Genomic DNA, 17,656 nt, shown 5'->3' with positions numbered 1-17,656 from the left:
CAGTCGTCGGTGATTATAGCGCGAGTCGGCGAATTAGCTCTTTTGCTAACACACGGTAGGCCTGGCTGCCGCGAGAGAAGCGCGCATACTGAGTAACCGGCAGACCATGGCTAGGCGCTTCTGCCACTTTAACGTTACGCGGAATCGTGGTTTTTAGCAGCACATCGCCAAAATAGTCACGCAACTGCTTGTCGACCTCACGGGTCAGACTAGTGCGTTTGTCGTACATGGTGCGCAAAATGCCGGAGACGGCTAGATCAGGGTTAATGCTCTGTTTAATCTGCTCGACCGTATCCAACAGTGCCGAGAGGCCTTCCAGTGCGTAAAATTCACACTGCAGCGGAATCAACACGCCATGCGCCGCCGTTAACGCATTCACTGTCAGCATATTAAGCGAAGGCGGACAGTCAATAAGTACCACATCGTATTGCGGTAAAACGCTCGTCAGCGCCGTGGTTAAGCCGCTTTCACGCTGGTCTGAATGCATGAGTTCGACTTCCGCCGCGGTCAAGTCACCGTTGCTGGGTAGCACGTCATATTTCACTGGTGGCTTTCGAACAATCGTTTCGGCAGCACTCGCCTCACCCAACAGGACATCGAGAACGCTTTTTTCCAAGCTGTGCTTGTCGATACCACTGCCCATACTGGCGTGTCCTTGCGGATCAAGATCCACCAAAAGCACTCGACGGTCGAGTCCGGCGAGACTCGCCGCCAAGTTAACGGCTGAGGTGGATTTGCCCACGCCGCCTTTTTGGTTGGTCAGGGCAATGATCTGGCTCACTTACTCAACTCCTTGTGGGGTCAGAATCAACAGCTGTCGCTCGGCCGTCTCGAAAGGAACATTTAGCGTGTGTCTTGCGTGAAGCTGAATGCCGTCCGGCAGGTCGCGTAGTTCATCATTGGCGCCCGGGCCTTTCATCGCCAGCCACTGTCCTTCGTCAGTAGGAAGCTTGCGCGTCAGGTTAACAAAATCCACCAAGCTGGCGAATGCACGCGAAATCACTTGATCAAAGGTGGTGTTAGCGAACTGTTCCACACGCGCTTGAACGGGCGTCACATTGGACAACCCCAATTCCATCACCGCTTGGCGTTGAAAACGCACTTTTTTGCCGTTGCTATCCAATAACGTGACAGATAACTCAGGTTTAAGAATCGCTAATACCAATCCCGGAAGTCCTGGGCCAGCGCCCACATCGAGTAGTTTAGGGCCCATGACGAACGGCAGCACCGCGGCACTGTCGAGTACGTGGCGTGACACCATGTCATTAACATCGCGTACAGCAGTGAGGTTATAAGCCCGGTTCCACTTGTGCAAGAGCGCAAGCAAGCCCAGCAACTGGTCACGCTGATGGGCCGTAACGGGTGTACCTAATGCGCTGAGCCCTTCCTCCAGCCGGATTATCACTGGGCTGGGTATACTGGACAGCAGCGTCGCTATCCCACTCATCCGTTGGCCACCGCAGACGTCGATACCAGCCGACGCTTCTTGAGATGAACCAGCAGGATCGACACGGCGGCGGGGGTAACCCCTGAAATACGCGCGGCATGGGCAAGGGTTTCCGGCCGCGCCTCGCTTAATTTCTGACGAATTTCGTGGGACAAGCCTTCAACCCGCTGGTAATCCAGGTCAGCGGGCAGTGGCATGGCTTCATGCCGCTTAAGCTTGTCGATCTCGTCCTGCTGCCGATCGATGTAGCCTTGATACTTGGCCTGGATCTGGACTTGCTCGGCAACGGCTTCGTCGGTAACCGGTGCTCCTTCCACCCCGGGCAGCGTCGTCAAGGTCGCATAATCCAACTCTGGGCGTTTTAGCAGGTCACTTAACCGATACTCGCGGTTCAACGGTTGGCCTGTGTACTCGGCAACGCTTGCCGCGGCGGCACTTTTCGGCTGTATCCAGATGCTGGCAAGGCGAGCCGTTTCGGCTTCGATCGCCTCACGTTTCTGGCTGAATGCCGACCAGCGTTCATCGTCCACCAACCCGAGTTCACGGCCTTTCTCGGTCAGTCTCAGGTCGGCATTGTCCTCGCGCAGCAACAGGCGGTATTCCGCACGTGACGTGAACATGCGGTAGGGCTCTTTGGTGCCCATGGTAATCAGGTCATCGACCAACACCCCAAGGTAGGCTTCATCGCGCCGTGGATGCCATGAATCCAGTTGCTTGGCACGACGTGCCGCATTCAGACCTGCTAGCAAGCCCTGGGCGCCTGCCTCTTCGTAACCGGTCGTGCCGTTGATCTGACCGGCAAAAAACAGGTTGTGGATAAATTTGGTTTCCAGGGAATGGTACAAATCCCGTGGATCAAAGAAATCATATTCGATCGCATAGCCTGGCCGGGTGATATGTGCGTTTTCCAGCCCTTTGATCGAGCGAACTACCTGAAGCTGTATATCGAACGGCAACGAGGTGGAAATCCCGTTGGGGTAAAGCTCGTGGGTATCCAGACCCTCAGGTTCAATAAATATCTGGTGGCTCGATTTATCGGCAAAGCGATGAACCTTGTCTTCAATCGACGGGCAATAGCGTGGACCGATGCCCTCGATAACGCCGGAATACATCGGTGAACGTTCAAGGTTCGCCATGATGATTTCATGGGTGCGCTCGTTGGTGTGTGCAATATGGCAGCTCATCTGCTCGGGATGCATATCCCTCGAACCCAGGTAAGACATCACGGGTGTTGGTGTGTCGCCGGGCTGCTCTTCAAACTGAGAAAAATCAACGCTTTTGGCGTCAATACGCGGCGGTGTTCCGGTCTTTAGCCGATCAACCCGGAAGGGCAGAGCACGTAGTCGCTCAGCCAGCGCGTTTGACGGTGGATCGCCGGCTCGTCCACCGCGACTTTGATCCAACCCAATGTGAATCACGCCGCCGAGGAATGTGCCCGTCGAGAGCACCACGGATTCTGCATGAAAGCGGATGCCGGTTTCCGTTACGACACCACGAACGGTGTCGTTATCCACAATCAGATCCCCCGCTGCTTGCTGGAAAATCGTTAAATTTGACTGATTTTCCAACATGCCGCGGATAGCCGCTTTGTAGCGAACGCGGTCAGCCTGAGCCCGGGTTGCTCTGACTGCAGGCCCTTTGCGGGCATTCAGGACACGGAACTGGATGCCACCTAAATCCGTGGCAAGCCCCATAGCGCCACCCAATGCATCAATTTCCTTAACCAAATGGCTTTTGCCAATCCCTCCAATGGCCGGATTGCATGACATTTGACCTAGGGTCTCGATGTTGTGAGTTAGCAACAGGGTTTGACAGCCCATACGAGCAGAGGCCAATGCGGCTTCAGTTCCCGCATGGCCACCGCCGATGACAATCACGTCAAAGCGGTCGGGGTAATTCAAGAGACACCTCGTCTTGTGCCTTGGGGCACGAATGAGTTGAGTCGGTGCGCAAGCACCTTAATCCAATAAGGGCGCAAGTATAAACCCCCTGTGGGTAACCGTCAGGTTTTTCCACACCCTGATTCGTTCATCTGTCATTATTAATAACAACATAAATATAAAATAAGAGAAGTTCTGTTAATGTTGTAATTACTAGTGTGGATAAAATCTGTTGATAAACGTTTTAAGTTCCATATTATCAGCTAGTTACGTTGTTGACTTATACATGATTAAACGGCGTACTAACTGAGTAGAAGCGGTGTTCACCCTGTGGATGAAACCTTGTCTTATCCACCGATGTTGCTGTGCACGCTTTGTCCACCGCTACATACCTGGGTTGTTACCGCACCTGTGAACAAATCGGTGGGGATAGCATTAATGCCGCTGAAGCGCTGCATGGTGCAAGGTAGGCAATGATTGTGGTGGGTTATCAAAAAACTTTATCCACAGGCAAAAAAATGGCCTGTGATCATCACAGGCCATTAAATGTTGTCTGTTTAGCAGTGTTTGGGTCGCTCAGTGCTTGAGTACTCGTGCTAAAAAAGACTGTGTGCGTTCGTGCTGGGGTGTATCAAACAGCTGTTCAGGAGGTCCTTGCTCGGTAATTTTGCCCTGATGAATAAACACCACCCGGTCGGCGACTTCACGAGCAAAGCCCATCTCATGAGTGACAATCACCATGGTCATGCCTTCTTTAGCCAGTTCGCGCATGGCATCCAGTACTTCACCAATCATTTCCGGGTCAAGGGCCGAGGTTGGCTCATCAAACAGCATGAGGCGAGGCTCCATAGCCAGGGCACGTGCTAATGCCACGCGCTGCTGCTGGCCGCCTGAAAGCTGGTTAGGGTACTTGTACGCTTGGTCGAAGATGCCGACTCGTTCAAGCAGGCGTTTGGCGGTTTCAACGGCGTCAGACTGGCTCCAGCCGCGTACTTTCATGGGGGCCAGGGTAATGTTGTCGATAACGCTTAAATGAGGGAATAGGTTGAACTGTTGGAACACCATGCCGACTTCGGTGCGGATGGTTTGTAGTGCCTTGCCGCTTTTACCGTTGGGAAGCAGTTCGTTGCCGTCGACCTCAAGCGAACCCGCTTGGAATTCCTCCAACCCATTGATACAGCGAATTAAGGTAGATTTACCTGAGCCACTTGCGCCGATAACGACGACCACTTCGCCTGGCGTAATTTGCATATCGATGTCTTTTAGTACGTGCAGGCTACCAAAGTGCTTATTGAGCTGCTGCATGCGCACAATTTGCTGGGGCTTGTCGTTCATTGTGCGTCTCCTTATTGGCCTACTACGCCTTTGCGCTCAAGCTGGCGCAAGATAATCGAAAGTGTCCAGGTGATAGCGAGGTACATGAGGGCGACCATGAGATAGACCTCCATCGCGGTGAAGGTGCTGGAAATATATACCTGCCCCTGGCGGACCAGTTCGCCAACACCAATGACCGAAAACAGAGATGTGTCTTTGATGCTGATGATGCCTTGGTTGCCTAGCGGAGGGATCATTCGGCGGAGCGCCTGCGGCCATATGACGTAACGAAACGCCTGGGTGCGCGATAAACCAAGCGATAAGGATGCTTCACGCTGGCCGCGTTCGATGGACTGAACACCACCACGCACAATCTCAGAAATATAGGCACCTGAGTTAACGGCAATCGCAGCAATACCGGCCACCAGGGCATTGATGGGGCCGCCAAGAATTTGCGGTAGACCGTAGAAGATAAACAGCACCTGAACCAGTATGGGCGTACCGCGAAACACTTCGACATAGACGATAGCGGGCCAGCGCAGCCAGCGAAACGGGCTGATACGCAGCAGGCCAAAAAAGATGCCGATAAAAAAGCCGATCGCGAGCCCGCCAAAGGAAATCAGCAGGGTATAGGGGATCCCCGGCAACAGATGGGGAATCGAGTTAATGGTGGCTGCCCAATTAAACTCAAAGCTAGGTTCCACGCGCGTTCTCCTGAGAGAATAAAAGACAAACGAACAAGGCCGGGGGCGAGGCCGCCCGGCCCTGATGAAATGGCAAAAATGAGATCAGCGTTAATTAATCATCGCTGGGCGCTTCACCAAACCATTCCTCATAGATCTCGTCATAAGTGCCATCTTCGCGCATTTCAGCCAGCGCTTCGTTGGTGGGTTCTACCCATTCGCTGCCTTTATTGAAGACGATCCCGTACTGCTGTCCTTCATAGAGTGGGCCGACCACTTTGGTACGCCCTTCACCGCGGGTTTGCGAGAAATAAGCCACATTGGGGGCATCATAGAACACAGCATCGACATTACGGCCGAGTAGTGCCATATACATGTCCGAAGTGCCCGGATAGGGGGTAATCTCGGCGTCGTCACCAAATTTATCTTCAAGATAGTCGTAGCTGGTCGAGCCTGTTTTGGTGGCGATGGTCATGCCTTCCAGGTCATCAATGTCTTCAACGTCACTATCGGCGCGAACGATGATCTGCAAACCCGAATCGTAGTAGGGGTCAGAAAAATCGACAATTTCTGACCGCTCTTCGGTGATAGTGATACCGGCAATGGCAATTTCTTGGTTGCCAGTTTGGACCGCTGGAATAATGCCCGAGAAATCCATGGTGGTCAGGTCGACTTCAAAGCCTGCCCGGTCTGCTACTTCGTTGATGATATCAATATCGAAACCGACCATTTCGCCGCTGTCTTCGTCCATCATTTCAAATGGAACGAAGCTGGGGTCAGTGGCGACATTAACGCTCGGTGTTTCTTGCGCGTGGGCAAGGCTTGCGCTGCCTAACGCTAGGGCAAGCGCAGAGATGGGAAGCGTAGTGCGATATAAACGTGATTTCATGAGTTTCCCCGTGATTTATATGGCCCAGCACTGGTAAAGCAGCTGATGCCGCCTCGTCGCCAGTATCTGAGTTTGTTATTGACCATATAACCTTGGCGAGAAACGCCCAAGGCGTCAAGTCACGGGGTGGGATAGCAATAAACGCTGCAAAGATATCGGTCGATTTGTGGGTAACCGCTACACCATAAACGAAGCACCGCAACCACAGGTGGTGGTGGCATTGGGATTTTGTACCCGAAAACGAGCCCCAGCGAGTCCTTCTTCATAGTCGACGGTTGAGCCTACTAGGTATTGATAGGAAAGGGGATCGACGACAAGTGCCGCATCGCCAAATTCGATTACCGTGTCGTCGTCAGCGACGCTATCGGCAAAATCAAAGCCGTATTGGAAGCCCGAACAGCCTCCGCCAGTCACGTAAACACGTAATTTTAGAGTGGAATTGTTTTCTTCTGCCATCAAGGCGTTGATGCGTTTTTGGGCGCTATCGGACAACAATAATGGCGTAGGAACGAAGGATTCTGCGCTGCTCATGGCTACCTCCCGTGAGCGAATGGGGCGGCGAACGTTTAACGTCATGCGCGCCCCGAAGCAAATAGTCTACATAGGCTATGATTATGAGTAATACCTAGCAAAAGGGTCAACTATTACCAGTCACTGTTGACGCTAGGGCATGACGGCCGGGACACTCAGCCCAGTGGCTTCGTCAAAGCCAAACATAAGGTTAAGGTTTTGAACGGCCTGGCCCGAGGCGCCTTTCACCAAATTATCAATCACCGAAAGTATCACGACCGTGTCGCTATTTTCTGGGCGGTGAACCGCTATACGGCACGTATTGATGCCTTTCACGCTGCGCGTTTCCGGATGACTACCGGCAGGCATCACATCGACAAACGGCTCATTGGCGTAACGTTGCTCAAACAGCGACTGAAGATCGCCAGGTTCCTCGCTAAGTGTGGCATAGAGCGTAGCATGAATACCGCGGATCATCGGTGTTAGGTGCGGTACAAATGTCAGTCCCACAGCCCCAGTGTGCATGTCTGTCAGGCCCTGGCGAATTTCTGGCAGGTGGCGGTGCCCAGAGGCGCCGTACGCCTTCATTGATTCGCTGGCTTCCGCTAATAATGAGCCGACCTTGGCGCCACGCCCGGCGCCTGTGACGCCGGACTTGCAGTCGGCAATCAGCCGCCCTGCATCTACCAGGCCGGCCTCTAACAGCGGTAAGTAACCCAGCTGAACGGCGGTGGGGTAGCAGCCTGGGACCGCCACCAGGCGTGCTTTTTTAATCTGATCGCGATGCATTTCAGGCAGCCCATAAACGGCTTCTTCAAGTAAGCCAGGCGCCCCATGGGATTGACCGTACCATTCTGCCCACTCGGCCGCGTCGCGCAGACGAAAATCCGCTGATAGGTCGATAACGCGGGTGCCGTTGTCCAGCAGTTCGCCAGCGAGTGCGTGAGCAACCCCATGTGGCGTTGCAAAAAAAACGGCATCCAAGGCACCTAACTGTTTGGCATTGGGTTCGCTAAACGCAAGTGTGTCGTAATGCCCGCGCAGGTTAGGGTACATATCGCTGACCTTAACGCCTGCTTCTGAACGTGACGTGATAGCGTCTACACTCACATGGGGATGCTGGGCGAGTAGCCGAAGCAATTCAACACCGGTGTAGCCTGTGCCGCCAACAATACCTACCTTAATCACACCTTACTCCTTGCGGATCTCGCTGAGCAGAAAATAAAACGCGCCAATAACCTAAGCATAGGATACCAAGCTGTTTAAGCGTAACCAGCTATGATACACAAGAGTGTATAGACACAAGAGCAAGGAAGGTCGCCAGTGGCGCGTTTTTCTCGGTCCGATTTCACCCTAGATAGTTTCCGGCGTCAGTTGGCAAATGTCGATGCGTTGCCACAGCTGTGTGTGTTGGGGCTGGTCTCAGGTGCGATTACCGGGGCGTTAATGGTCGTCTTTCGGCTGCTGCTCTCGGCCGGGGCACTGCTTTATATGCCCCAAGGTGACCCAGAAGCCTTTGAGTCGCTATCGCCATGGGTGCGTGCTTCTTTGCCTTTTCTCGCCGTTTGTTTGATCGGTACCTTGCTTTACCGCCAAAAAGCCACTGCCCGCAAGCTGGGTGTTAGCCATGTCATTGAGCGCTTAACCTACCATCAAGGCCGTTTTCCGTTACGTAATTGGCTTAATCAGTGGTGGGTAGGGGTCGTAGCGGTGTTAGGCGGGCTGTCAGCCGGGCGAGAGGGACCCGCCATCCATCTGGGGGCAGCCGCCTCGAGCGGCCTCGGCCAGCGTCTGCGCTTGCCCAACAACAGTTTACGGGTATTAGTGGCCTGTGGCACAGCCGCGGGTATTTCGGCCTCATTTAATACCCCGATTGCAGGGGTCATCTTCGCCATGGAAGTGGTGATGATGGAGTACACGCTAATGAGTTTCATGCCGGTCATTTTGGCGTCTATGATGGGCGCGCTCGTGGCCCAAATGGTATATGGCAACGAACCAGCGTTTCACATTCCCGACGTTGCGCTCGGGTCGCTAATGAACCTTCCTTGGGTGGTCATGACGGGGGTATTCATTGGTTTGTTGGCCGGTGGGTTTATTCATTTATCGCGTTTGCAACGCCTACAGCAATGGCCTCTTTGGTGGCGATTGAGCGTGGTAGCGATGATGACAGGCCTAGCTGCCTTCTGGTTTCCTGAAGTTCAAGGCATTGGCTACGACAGTGTGGCAGCCGCGCTCAATAATCAGTTAGCCGTCCAGGTGCTGGTAGCGCTGGTGCTGGTGAAACTGGTGATTACCGCCTTAACGGTAGCCGGCGGTATACCCATTGGGATTATTGGCCCGGTATTGGTGGTGGGGGCCGCTGCCGGGGCCTTGAGTGGCTTGCTGGGAGGGTGGATATGGGAGTCGAGAGCGGCTGACCCCGGGGTGTATGCGATGTTGGGGATGGCGGCGATGATGGGAGCCGTCCTGCAAGCGCCGCTGGCGGCGCTAATGGCGCTGCTAGAGTTAACCCATACGCCGGGTATTATGTTGCCGGGAATGTTGGTGGTGGTGGTCGCGTGCTTAACGTCGCGTCAATTAACGGGTTGTGAAGGATTTTTCATCACTAGCGTGCGCAATGGCTTGCACCCGTTGCAGCAGCCGCTGATGCAAGCGTTATCGAGGGTGTCGGTGCCGGCAGTGATGGAACGTCATTTGGTGCGCACCACGCGGATGATAACGCCGGATCAAGCGCGTCGTTTACTGGAAAATAACCCGGTGTGGTTGGTGATTGAGCGCTCGAGTGACGATAAGCCAGTACTCGGACTGAAAGCCGCCGAGCTTGCGCGCTGGATGATCGAACAGGACGAAACGCTAGGCGGCAACGCGTCCCCAGAAGAGTTGATTGATTTGTTGGAAATACCCGGCCAGCGTCTAGAAATGGCGCCTATCGCCTTACAAGCAACCCTATCCGAAGCTTTTTTGACATTGCAAAATGACGCCTTGGGGGCGCTTTATGTGGTTCACGGTAATCGGCCGAAACAGCAGCGTATTTCAGGTATCATCACACGGGGTGCTATCGAGCGTTATTACCATTACAGCGATCCTCGTGACAGCGATTCACCTTACAAAAAGCCTTCAGCCTAAGGAGTGACAATGTACTTATGGATCAAAGCGATTCACCTAATCGCGATGGTAACCTGGTTTGCCGCCATGTTTTATTTACCTAGGCTGTTTGTTTACCACGCCCAGGCACGCGATACCGGTGATCAACAGGCGATGGCTTATTTCACCACCATGGAGCGTAAGCTTTATCGTGGCATCATGATGCCGTCGATGATTGCCGTGCTGATTTTCGGGGGCTGGCTGCTGTATCTGGCCCCCGCCTGGCTCAGCCAGGGGTGGATGCATGCAAAGCTGCTACTGATCGCGTTGTTGATTGCCTATCATCATGTCTGCTTAATTTATTTTAAGCAGTTTAGCCAAGCACGCTGCAGCAAAAGCCATGTGTTTTTCCGTTGGTTTAACGAGTTACCGGTGATTGGTCTGATCGGGATTATCGTACTGGCGGTAGTGAAACCGTTCTGATGCGCCGACCATTACCCCCTGTTGTATTAGTGCTGGCGGGACATGATCCTACTGGTGGTGCTGGGCTTATAGCCGATAGTGAGTCAATCGCTGCCTGCGGAGGATGGGCAGTGACCATCCCCACGGCGCTGACGGTGCAAAATTGCCATAACGTGGTGCGCGTAGTGCCCACGGATGCCCATTTGATGGGCCAAATGGCGGATGAGATAGCGACCATGCCAATAGCGGCGATCAAGCTGGGCTTAATTAGCAATGAGGCAACGCTTAATGCCGCCATTACGATCATTCGGCGATTTCCCGGTGTGCCGGTAGTGGCCGACCCGGTATTAAAAGCGGGTGGAGGCGCTGAACTCTCGACCCTTGAATTGCGTCAGCAGTACCGTGAGCGGCTGCTTCCATTGGTGGATATATTGACGCCAAACCGTGCTGAGTTGGCAATGCTCACCCCTGAGAGTCAAGCAGCGGATGACGATACAGCGCGGGCAGTGGCGCTACTATCGTTAGGCTGTCAAGCGGTGCTGGTGTCGGCAACCGATGATCCGTTACCCGGCAATGACCAGCAGGTGTTACTGACGCTGCACTCACCGGATAACACTCGGCAATGGCAATGGCCGCGCTTACCCGAGCAGTTTCACGGTTCGGGATGCACGCTGGCTTCTGCCATCGCTGCCCGCCTGGCTGTAGGTGAGCGCTTACTTACTGCCTGTGAGCAGGCTCAGCACTATACCTGGCAAAGCTTGTCACAAGGTTATGAACCGACAAGCGGGCAGTTTTTACCCAATCGTTCCCCGCGCGCTTCACGTTTTTAATTTGATGACGCCACGCGATTAATGACGCAATTAATGAAGAGGACGCCATGACGACTTCTGCTGAACTATTTGAACTTGCCAGCCGCCATATCCCTGGTGGCGTTAACTCTCCTGTGCGGGCTTTTAAAGGATTGCATCGTCCGCCGGTGTTTATGGAGCGTGCGCAAGGCGCCTATTTATTTGATGTAGAAGGCAACCGTTACGTCGACTACGTCGGTTCTTGGGGACCGATGATTACCGGTCACGCCGATCAGGATGTGCTGGCAGCGGTTCGTGCCCGGCTGGATAACGGGCTGTCGTTCGGTACTCCTACGGCGGTTGAAACCACCATGGCGGAGCTGATTTGCGAGATAATTCCCTCGATGGAAATGGTTCGCATGACGAGCTCTGGTACCGAAGCGACGATGTCGGCGATTCGCCTGGCGCGTGGCGCCACTGGGCGCGATAAAATCGTTAAGTTTGAAGGTAACTATCACGGTCATTCTGATTCGCTGCTGGTAAAAGCCGGGTCCGGAGCGCTTACTCACGGTGAACCCAGTTCACCGGGCGTACCGGCTTCACTGGCCGAGCACACTATTACCTTGTCGTATAACGATCCAGAAGGTGTAGAGGCATGCTTTGACGAAATAGGCGATGAAATTGCCTGTATTATCGTCGAGCCGGTGGCTGGCAATATGAATTGCATTCCGCCGCAGCCGGGTTTTCTTGAAACCCTGCGCCGGGTGTGTAACGAACACGATAGCGTGCTGATTTTTGATGAAGTGATGACCGGTTTTCGTGTGGCGCTCGGCGGTGCCCAGGCGCATTATGGCGTGACCCCCGATCTTACTTGCCTTGGTAAGATTGTGGGTGGCGGTATGCCGGTGGGCGCCTTCGGTGGCAAACGCGAAATTATGCAAAATATTTCGCCGATGGGACCGATCTATCAGGCGGGCACCCTCTCAGGCAATCCGCTAGCCATGGCCGCCGGTGTTGCGCTGTTGACCAAGCTTCAGGTACCCGGTTTCCATGATGCCTTGGCACAGCGGGTAGAAACGCTCTGCAGCGGCTTACAAGAACGCGCCAATGCCGCCAACGTGCCGATGATGACGCAGTCGGCCGGTGGTATGTTTGGGATATTTTTTACCGGACAACGCCGTGTGGATAACTTCGCCCAGGCCACCGCCTGTGATCCAGAAGCGTTTAGGCGCTTCTTTGGCGCGATGCTGGATCAAGGGGTGTACCTAGCCCCATCGGCGTTCGAAGCCGGGTTTATGTCCAGTGCCCACACGCCGGAAGATATCCAACGAACCCTGGATGCCGCTGAGAAAGCATTTTCTTACATGTAACAGCAAGTAACCAAAATCCCACTATACTCAAAGAGCCGCTGATAACCAGCGGCTCTTTGCGTCGTGGGAGCCATTATGAAACAACGCTGGATGTGGCTAAGTGCCACGCTATTGGCAACGGGGTTAGCCGTCCTGCCGCTAAGCGCGCAATCGCAAAAGGAGCCATCGATGAATCCGATCCGAATTACCATGGAAGGCACGGAAGGCGCTGCGTTTTCCGCCCATTGGAAAGTGACACACGAGGGCGAAACCACAGAACATATTGAGGAAAATGGCACGGTACCGGCGGAGTTTAGCTTTGAAGGTAGTGCGCTGGAAGGAACCGTGACGCTACTGAGTGACGGCGAGCGCCTAGAGGTTGATATTCAAAAAGGCACTAACCGCTCGCGCTCTTCTACCCAAGGTAAGGGCGGTACGTTAACGGTTTCGATCCGCTAACAAAAAACCGCCCCTGAAAAGGGGCGGTTTATGCCGACAGAGCGTTACGAACGCTTAGTTGGCTTGATTAACATTGTTGTAGTTGCCATTACCGGTAGTGCGGATCTGCGAGAAGTTTTGCTGAGAGGCTACGCCTGCGTCACCACTTTGGTTTACGTAACTGGTGTTACCGTTACCCTGATAACGAACAAAGGAATCATGTCCGTAGCCATCCTGGGTGACAGCGGTGTAGTTCCAGTCGCCTAGCGAGATAATATCGCTATCCAGCTCATCACCGGTTTGTGTAGTATAGGTTTTGTTGAAGTTGCCTTCAGACTTCACGAAGCTATCGTTCAGGTCGCCATCCTGGACGACACTTGATTTGTTCATAAAGCCATCCTGATCTACCCAAGAGTCATTGCGGTAGCCATCTTGGTCAACATTAGCGTAGTTAACGGCTGCACCCCAGAAACCACCTTCCTGATTGATAATGGAGTCGTTTTCTTCGCCTAGTTGTGCCACATCTGCGCGGTTGCCATTATCAGCTTGTTCAATTAGCGAAGAGTTTTCCCCGGGGCCAGAAGTACCAACCACATCGTCTTGTGTGACGTTGGCAGTGTTGTCATCACCGTTTTGTTCGATGCGTGAAATCTGCGTACCCCACTGAGTTACATCGGTGTTGTTGTAATCACCTTCCTGATCGATGTAAGAGTCGTTGCCTAAACCGCTGCCGTCATAAGCAGCGCCTGCCATTCCATCGATCGCTGCACGTGAGCCATCGAATTCAGAAGCTGGCTCAGTCTGTGCTAGTGCAGAGGCGCTCATGGCAAGAGCGATAGCAGCGGCGATAGCAGTCATTTGAGTTTTCATGGTGTTTCCCCTTTACGATATACTTGCTTTAGTTATTACTGAGGCAACCTGTGTTGCTCAGTAGGTTTCGACGGTGACTGGGCGTGCATTACCCGAATAAGCTTTTTGCTCAACGTTAATGCTTCGGTAGCCACTCCCCGATTGTGAAATCTGGATATCACTTCTACTGCCTGACTGAGAAACATACGCTTTGAGTTCGCGCTGTCTTCCTGCTTGGCTAATACTGGCTTCGTGTTCATTGCCTTTCTGTAAAATCACGCCAAAGTTATTACCACCTGTCTGGTTAATAGTGGCATTATTAAAATTGCCCACTTGGCGAATATTTGAAAAATTACCGCGTTGATAACTGGCAGAGTAAGACTGATTAACGTCAGCACTATTGTTATTACCGACTTGATCAATAATGCTGTAGTTACCCCGGTAATTATCGGTATCGACTTGATTAAAAAACTGTTCGATTCGATTATCGCCAGCATTAACTGATGTGGAGGTAAGTAAGGTGGCGGCCAATAATGTGACCAACCACATCTGGTGCTTGGCTGGGAAGAGCCGCATTGGTGCTCCATTGGCGCGCTGCCGATTCATGATGAAATCCTCTGAAACATTTTGTATCTGAATGTATTTCATGTGTTGAGTTTGGACTATTTAACGGTTTTCGCTATCGTAAGATTTATGGTTTGTAGAACTATTTTTTTACTTATAACCGTCTATTTTGGGATGACGTTTCTAATGCTTTTATGAGTGATCTCATGCTTTTATTAAAAAAGGCCACCCATTTACTGGGTAGCCTTATTTTTGTGCCTAAGTTTAATAGTTTAGTTTTTTAATGCTTAAGCATTTAATTTATAATTGAGGAATAGGCGCACTTAAGTAATCGGACAGGATGGTATCCTCAAAATCGACATCATCGCTGAGGTTCCAAAGGTTGTTTTCTACTCCTCGTGCCACCAAATGAATAACCGCAGATTCAATGGAAGACATCACCGCCATTTGCACAGGTTCGTTGGTGGTAACGACGTCACCCCATCTTCAGTAGCACCCGGGTTTAGAGTCAGAAATAACTTTATCGTGTTTTACCACCAGTTGCTCGGCATAGGCTGACGGTGTCAGCCCTCCAAGACTCTTCTTCGGTCTTTCTTCGTTGTACTCCCGCCGCCATGCCTCGATGACAACCTGGGCGTGTTGAAGGCTGGTGAACCAATGCTCATTTAGGCATTCATCTCGAAAGCGCCCATTGAACGATTCGATGTAGGCGTTTTGGTTGGGTTTTCCAGGTTCGATTAAAAACAGGGCAACGCCACGTAGATGCGCCCATGACAGCATGGCGCGCCCACAGAACTCCTTTCCATTATCCGTACGAATGGCGCTCGGTAGGCCACGTTGTAGGGCCAGGTGATCCAGAATACGTGTTAAAAACAGTCCGCTAATGGCACGTTCAGGCACGATCGCCACGGCTTCATGGGTGGCGTCATCGACAACCGTGAGGCTCTTTATCACTCGTCCGTCTGCCGTCCGGTCAAACACAAAATCCATTGACCAGACCTGATTGGCAGCCCCAGGGCGACCAAGTGGCTTTCGCTCAGACATGGGAACCTTCTTGCGCTTGCGACGCTTCACCTGCAAGCGAGCTTCCGCATACAGACGCTCAACACGCTTGTGATTGACCGGTTCTCCGGCCTGACGCAGCTTCAGGTAGATCATGCCAGCGCCATAGCGGCGATGCCGGTGTGCCAAGGCAACAATGCGTTCACGCAATGTCTCATTGCGGTCAGGGGCCGGCTGGTAGCGCAATGCACTGGCACTCATACGAATGACACGGAGCGCTCTGCGCTCACTCAGGCCACGTGACACCATAAAGCGCACCACGTCTCGGCGTGCCGGGGCGCTCACCACTTTTTTCTCAGCGCCTCGCGAGTGACCTCCATTTCCAGTAGCGACTCTGCGAGCAGCTTTTTCAAGCGTCCATTTTCGGCTTCGAGTTCTTTGAGTCGCTTGGCATCGGGGACGCTCATGCCGCCAAACTTGCTCCGCCATAGATAGTAACTGGCTTCTGAGAAACCGTGCCGACGGCATAGCTCTTTGATGGGCAGTCCCGCTTCGGCTTCGGCCAAGAAGCCAATGATCTGTTCTTCGCTGAAACGCTTCTTCATGTCCAATCTCCTTACCCATAGGATCGGACTCTAAAGTGTAGCGCTACTCAATCAGGGGGTGACGTCGGTAATACCAGCTTCTGCTTCTAATAAGCGTCGGAAATCGATAAACCGATACACGCCAGCACGTAATTCTTTCGAATAGATAGTTTTTGTCGTTGTCACATTGGCAAGCACTTCACCCGTAGAAATTTCTACCGCGCGCAAGTTAACCGTTACTTGGTCAACCTGATACTCTCCCGATGCCCCAATCCCAAAATATTCTGCACCCGCACCGCCGGTCCTAACGTTGGATTCGTAGGCAATAATGCCGCCTTCCAGCATGACGGAAGCCGCACGTAATGAGGGGAGCGTGTCGGGTTGATTAAAGCGCTCAAATTCAGCGCGAATAATTCGCCGTTCCGTTAACAAGTTTTGCAGCCCCACCCGCTCAAGCGGGATAAACCAGCCTGAATCGGCTAGAGCACCCGTTAGCATCGCGGCCGCGCCTTGCGTCACTGCCGTCGAGAAGGTGCTGGCGGGAGCAGGCCGATACTGACCGGTTTGATCACGGAAGTCGTATACCGAGACAAAAATTTTGCCCGCTGGCGGCGGTAGCGATACGAGATCTTGGTACGTGGCACCGCGCGGCGTTAAGGTGGCCTCGGTTCCCTCAAGGTTCTCTGAATTGGCAACCATTCCCGCGCAGCCGCTGAGCAAACCCGCTATTAAAAAAGTAGCTATAATCTTCATGATGATCCCCTGACTTATCCACCATTTATGATGTTTGGTTTTTTAGTTCGTACTGTTTTGGTTCGATAGTTGGGCTATCTCATGGATTAAATAAGCCGCCGACACTGATATTGGTTTCATCCCCTGTCAGCTTGTCGATTACGCGTACGACGAGCTGGCCGCCTTCATCACGCACCACAACGCTGAATTCGTCGCTATCAAAGCCGCCTTCGCCGATATCTCCCGATCCCACGTCGGTCAATAGCTGTGAAATCAAACGGCTCTCCAGGCTTTGAATTAGCCGGTCGGTGGAGGAGAGTCGATCGACGTCACGTGAGTCTGGATCAGAATTGGTATCCTGGGATTGAGCCTTGTTGAGCATGTAACTGCCCATAAAAGGATCGCCCCCAAAGGAGGGATTCAAAGGTTCATAAATCATTTCCCCGGCGTGAGCTTGAAAGGTTAATAGACCGGCCAGTAGGGCTGAGCCTAAACCCACGGTGTGCATTAGGTTAGTTTTCATTATGGTAACTCCTCTCTTCCTAAGTCTTTGTCGGAAGATAGCGCTGAGTTCAGTTGTTGACGCAGTAGTGCTTCTTCCACGATTTGTACGGCTTCCCCCGCCGCTCGGTCGGCCTCACTGATCCTTGGGGAGAGCTGGGTACGGAAATGCATCTGGTTGCCTTCCATGATCCACACCTGGCTGCCCCAACGAGCATCGGGCCGCTCTTGAATGGTGATGGTGGCATTGGCAATGATCATGTTATCCATGGCGCGTTGGCTGAAGGCACGATAGAAGGTTTTGCCCGCCATCGTGATGGTACGGTCAACCATAACGCCGGTGAGTTCGCTGCCCCCTTGTGAAGGTTGCTCAACTTCTGCCCCATCGGGGCCTGAAAGCTGGTTAATGGCATCGATAGCTTCTTGCTCATCGGCGATAGCGGCTTGCCCATCGTCAGTAGGAGATACCGGCTCTGTCATTTCTTCGGCATAGGCGGGAAACGTGCTTCCCCAGAGCAGGAAGTAACACAGAATGACGGGCTTATAGCGCAGTGCTTTCATAGTAAAACCCCTTTGCGAT

Annotated in this window: 19 protein-coding genes and 2 pseudogenes; 5 read left to right on the top strand and 16 right to left on the bottom strand. The window is 52.9% G+C overall.

The window, feature by feature from the left end:
- Nucleotides 1–13: 13 nt before the first annotated feature.
- The 8 genes from GA0071314_RS18555 to argC all read right to left on the bottom strand — a co-directional run bounded on the left by GA0071314_RS18555 (nt 14) and on the right by argC (nt 7,911).
- Nucleotides 14–781 (bottom strand): ParA family protein, encoded by a 768-nt coding sequence (locus GA0071314_RS18555; protein ID WP_074398120.1) that lies wholly within the window; start codon nt 779–781, stop codon nt 14–16.
- The gene (gene rsmG / locus GA0071314_RS18550; protein WP_074398118.1) at nt 782–1,447 is read right to left on the bottom strand and encodes a 16S rRNA (guanine(527)-N(7))-methyltransferase RsmG; all 666 of its coding nucleotides are present in this window, start codon (nt 1,445–1,447) and stop codon (nt 782–784) included.
- Nucleotides 1,444–3,348 carry a tRNA uridine-5-carboxymethylaminomethyl(34) synthesis enzyme MnmG gene (gene mnmG, locus GA0071314_RS18545; RefSeq protein ID WP_074398116.1) on the bottom strand — a complete coding sequence of 635 codons (1,905 nt, stop codon included), beginning with the start codon at nt 3,346–3,348 and terminating at the stop codon, nt 1,444–1,446. Before mnmG ends, rsmG begins: the two co-directional genes overlap by 4 nt.
- A 555-nt stretch (nt 3,349–3,903) precedes the next feature.
- The gene (locus tag GA0071314_RS18540) at nt 3,904–4,662 is read right to left on the bottom strand and encodes an amino acid ABC transporter ATP-binding protein (protein ID WP_074398115.1); all 759 of its coding nucleotides are present in this window, start codon (nt 4,660–4,662) and stop codon (nt 3,904–3,906) included.
- A gap of 11 nt (nt 4,663–4,673) precedes the next feature.
- Nucleotides 4,674–5,345, bottom strand: a complete 672-nt coding sequence (locus GA0071314_RS18535) for an amino acid ABC transporter permease (RefSeq protein WP_074398113.1) — start codon at nt 5,343–5,345, stop codon at nt 4,674–4,676.
- Nucleotides 5,346–5,439: 94 nt separating this feature from the next.
- Complete coding sequence (locus GA0071314_RS18530) at nt 5,440–6,213, bottom strand: transporter substrate-binding domain-containing protein (RefSeq protein ID WP_074398112.1); 774 nt, start codon at nt 6,211–6,213, stop codon at nt 5,440–5,442.
- A gap of 177 nt (nt 6,214–6,390) precedes the next feature.
- Nucleotides 6,391–6,744, bottom strand: a complete 354-nt coding sequence (erpA, locus tag GA0071314_RS18525; protein WP_074398111.1) for an iron-sulfur cluster insertion protein ErpA — start codon at nt 6,742–6,744, stop codon at nt 6,391–6,393.
- Nucleotides 6,745–6,876: 132 nt separating this feature from the next.
- Nucleotides 6,877–7,911 (bottom strand): N-acetyl-gamma-glutamyl-phosphate reductase, encoded by a 1,035-nt coding sequence (argC, locus tag GA0071314_RS18520; protein WP_074398109.1) that lies wholly within the window; start codon nt 7,909–7,911, stop codon nt 6,877–6,879.
- Between the two features lie 135 nt (nt 7,912–8,046).
- Between argC and GA0071314_RS18515 the strand changes: the two genes are divergently transcribed.
- From GA0071314_RS18515 to GA0071314_RS18495, 5 genes are all read left to right on the top strand, one after another.
- Complete coding sequence (locus GA0071314_RS18515) at nt 8,047–9,849, top strand: chloride channel protein (protein ID WP_074398108.1); 1,803 nt, start codon at nt 8,047–8,049, stop codon at nt 9,847–9,849.
- Nucleotides 9,850–9,858: 9 nt separating this feature from the next.
- Complete coding sequence (gene hemJ / locus GA0071314_RS18510; RefSeq protein WP_074398106.1) at nt 9,859–10,290, top strand: protoporphyrinogen oxidase HemJ; 432 nt, start codon at nt 9,859–9,861, stop codon at nt 10,288–10,290.
- Nucleotides 10,290–11,099 (top strand): bifunctional hydroxymethylpyrimidine kinase/phosphomethylpyrimidine kinase, encoded by an 810-nt coding sequence (thiD, locus tag GA0071314_RS18505; RefSeq protein WP_074398104.1) that lies wholly within the window; start codon nt 10,290–10,292, stop codon nt 11,097–11,099. The genes hemJ and thiD overlap by 1 nt, the downstream gene beginning before the upstream one ends.
- A gap of 47 nt (nt 11,100–11,146) precedes the next feature.
- On the top strand, nt 11,147–12,427 hold the full coding sequence (gene hemL, locus GA0071314_RS18500) for a glutamate-1-semialdehyde 2,1-aminomutase (protein ID WP_074398103.1): 1,281 nt from the start codon (nt 11,147–11,149) through the stop codon (nt 12,425–12,427).
- A gap of 75 nt (nt 12,428–12,502) precedes the next feature.
- Nucleotides 12,503–12,865 carry a hypothetical protein gene (locus GA0071314_RS18495; protein ID WP_074398101.1) on the top strand — a complete coding sequence of 121 codons (363 nt, stop codon included), beginning with the start codon at nt 12,503–12,505 and terminating at the stop codon, nt 12,863–12,865.
- Nucleotides 12,866–12,919: 54 nt separating this feature from the next.
- Here GA0071314_RS18495 and GA0071314_RS18490 read toward each other — a convergent pair whose 3' ends face one another.
- The 8 genes and pseudogenes from GA0071314_RS18490 to GA0071314_RS18465 form a co-directional block, all read right to left on the bottom strand.
- The gene (locus tag GA0071314_RS18490) at nt 12,920–13,714 is read right to left on the bottom strand and encodes a hypothetical protein (protein ID WP_074398100.1); all 795 of its coding nucleotides are present in this window, start codon (nt 13,712–13,714) and stop codon (nt 12,920–12,922) included.
- Between the two features lie 57 nt (nt 13,715–13,771).
- The gene (locus GA0071314_RS18485) at nt 13,772–14,299 is read right to left on the bottom strand and encodes a hypothetical protein (RefSeq protein WP_082934298.1); all 528 of its coding nucleotides are present in this window, start codon (nt 14,297–14,299) and stop codon (nt 13,772–13,774) included.
- Between the two features lie 258 nt (nt 14,300–14,557).
- Nucleotides 14,558–14,716: pseudogene (locus tag GA0071314_RS19605) on the bottom strand (curli production assembly/transport protein CsgG); the annotation flags it as partial.
- Nucleotides 14,717–14,743: 27 nt separating this feature from the next.
- Nucleotides 14,744–15,748 (bottom strand): IS3 family transposase, encoded by a 1,005-nt coding sequence (locus GA0071314_RS18480; RefSeq protein ID WP_231896481.1) that lies wholly within the window; start codon nt 15,746–15,748, stop codon nt 14,744–14,746.
- A pseudogene (locus GA0071314_RS19830) lies at nt 15,715–15,864 on the bottom strand (transposase); the annotation flags it as partial. The pseudogene GA0071314_RS19830 and the gene GA0071314_RS18480, both read right to left, overlap by 34 nt.
- Before the next feature lie 51 nt (nt 15,865–15,915).
- The gene (locus GA0071314_RS18475) at nt 15,916–16,596 is read right to left on the bottom strand and encodes a CsgG/HfaB family protein (RefSeq protein ID WP_231896480.1); all 681 of its coding nucleotides are present in this window, start codon (nt 16,594–16,596) and stop codon (nt 15,916–15,918) included.
- Between the two features lie 79 nt (nt 16,597–16,675).
- On the bottom strand, nt 16,676–17,098 hold the full coding sequence (locus tag GA0071314_RS18470; RefSeq protein WP_082934297.1) for a curli assembly protein CsgF: 423 nt from the start codon (nt 17,096–17,098) through the stop codon (nt 16,676–16,678).
- Nucleotides 17,098–17,637, bottom strand: coding sequence for a CsgE family curli-type amyloid fiber assembly protein (locus GA0071314_RS18465; RefSeq protein WP_074398094.1), 540 nt, complete (start codon nt 17,635–17,637; stop codon nt 17,098–17,100). The genes GA0071314_RS18470 and GA0071314_RS18465 overlap by 1 nt, the downstream gene beginning before the upstream one ends.
- Nucleotides 17,638–17,656: the final 19 nt, after the last annotated feature.

Source organism: Halomonas sp. HL-93, assembly GCF_900086985.1.
In the GTDB taxonomy this organism is placed as follows: Bacteria; Pseudomonadota; Gammaproteobacteria; order Pseudomonadales; family Halomonadaceae; genus Vreelandella.
Note: the sequence above shows the minus strand (reverse complement) of the source record. Positions and strands in the feature narration are given on the sequence as shown.

Bases quoted from the DNA above. Each gene is read 5' to 3' on its own strand.
- GA0071314_RS18475 (WP_231896480.1), bottom strand. From the start codon at position 16,596: ATGAAGATTATAGCTACTTTTTTAATAGCGGGTTTGCTCAGCGGCTGC.
- rsmG (WP_074398118.1), bottom strand. From the start codon at position 1,447: ATGAGTGGGATAGCGACGCTGCTGTCCAGTATACCCAGCCCAGTGATA.
- GA0071314_RS18530 (WP_074398112.1), bottom strand. From the start codon at position 6,213: ATGAAATCACGTTTATATCGCACTACGCTTCCCATCTCTGCGCTTGCC.
- GA0071314_RS18465 (WP_074398094.1), bottom strand. From the start codon at position 17,637: ATGAAAGCACTGCGCTATAAGCCCGTCATTCTGTGTTACTTCCTGCTC.
- GA0071314_RS18540 (WP_074398115.1), bottom strand. From the start codon at position 4,662: ATGAACGACAAGCCCCAGCAAATTGTGCGCATGCAGCAGCTCAATAAG.
- GA0071314_RS18490 (WP_074398100.1), bottom strand. From the start codon at position 13,714: ATGAAAACTCAAATGACTGCTATCGCCGCTGCTATCGCTCTTGCCATG.
- hemJ (WP_074398106.1), top strand. From the start codon at position 9,859: ATGTACTTATGGATCAAAGCGATTCACCTAATCGCGATGGTAACCTGG.
- GA0071314_RS18495 (WP_074398101.1), top strand. From the start codon at position 12,503: ATGAAACAACGCTGGATGTGGCTAAGTGCCACGCTATTGGCAACGGGG.
- GA0071314_RS18485 (WP_082934298.1), bottom strand. From the start codon at position 14,299: ATGAATCGGCAGCGCGCCAATGGAGCACCAATGCGGCTCTTCCCAGCC.
- thiD (WP_074398104.1), top strand. From the start codon at position 10,290: ATGCGCCGACCATTACCCCCTGTTGTATTAGTGCTGGCGGGACATGAT.
- hemL (WP_074398103.1), top strand. From the start codon at position 11,147: ATGACGACTTCTGCTGAACTATTTGAACTTGCCAGCCGCCATATCCCT.
- GA0071314_RS18480 (WP_231896481.1), bottom strand. From the start codon at position 15,748: ATGGCGGAGCAAGTTTGGCGGCATGAGCGTCCCCGATGCCAAGCGACT.
- erpA (WP_074398111.1), bottom strand. From the start codon at position 6,744: ATGAGCAGCGCAGAATCCTTCGTTCCTACGCCATTATTGTTGTCCGAT.
- GA0071314_RS18470 (WP_082934297.1), bottom strand. From the start codon at position 17,098: ATGAAAACTAACCTAATGCACACCGTGGGTTTAGGCTCAGCCCTACTG.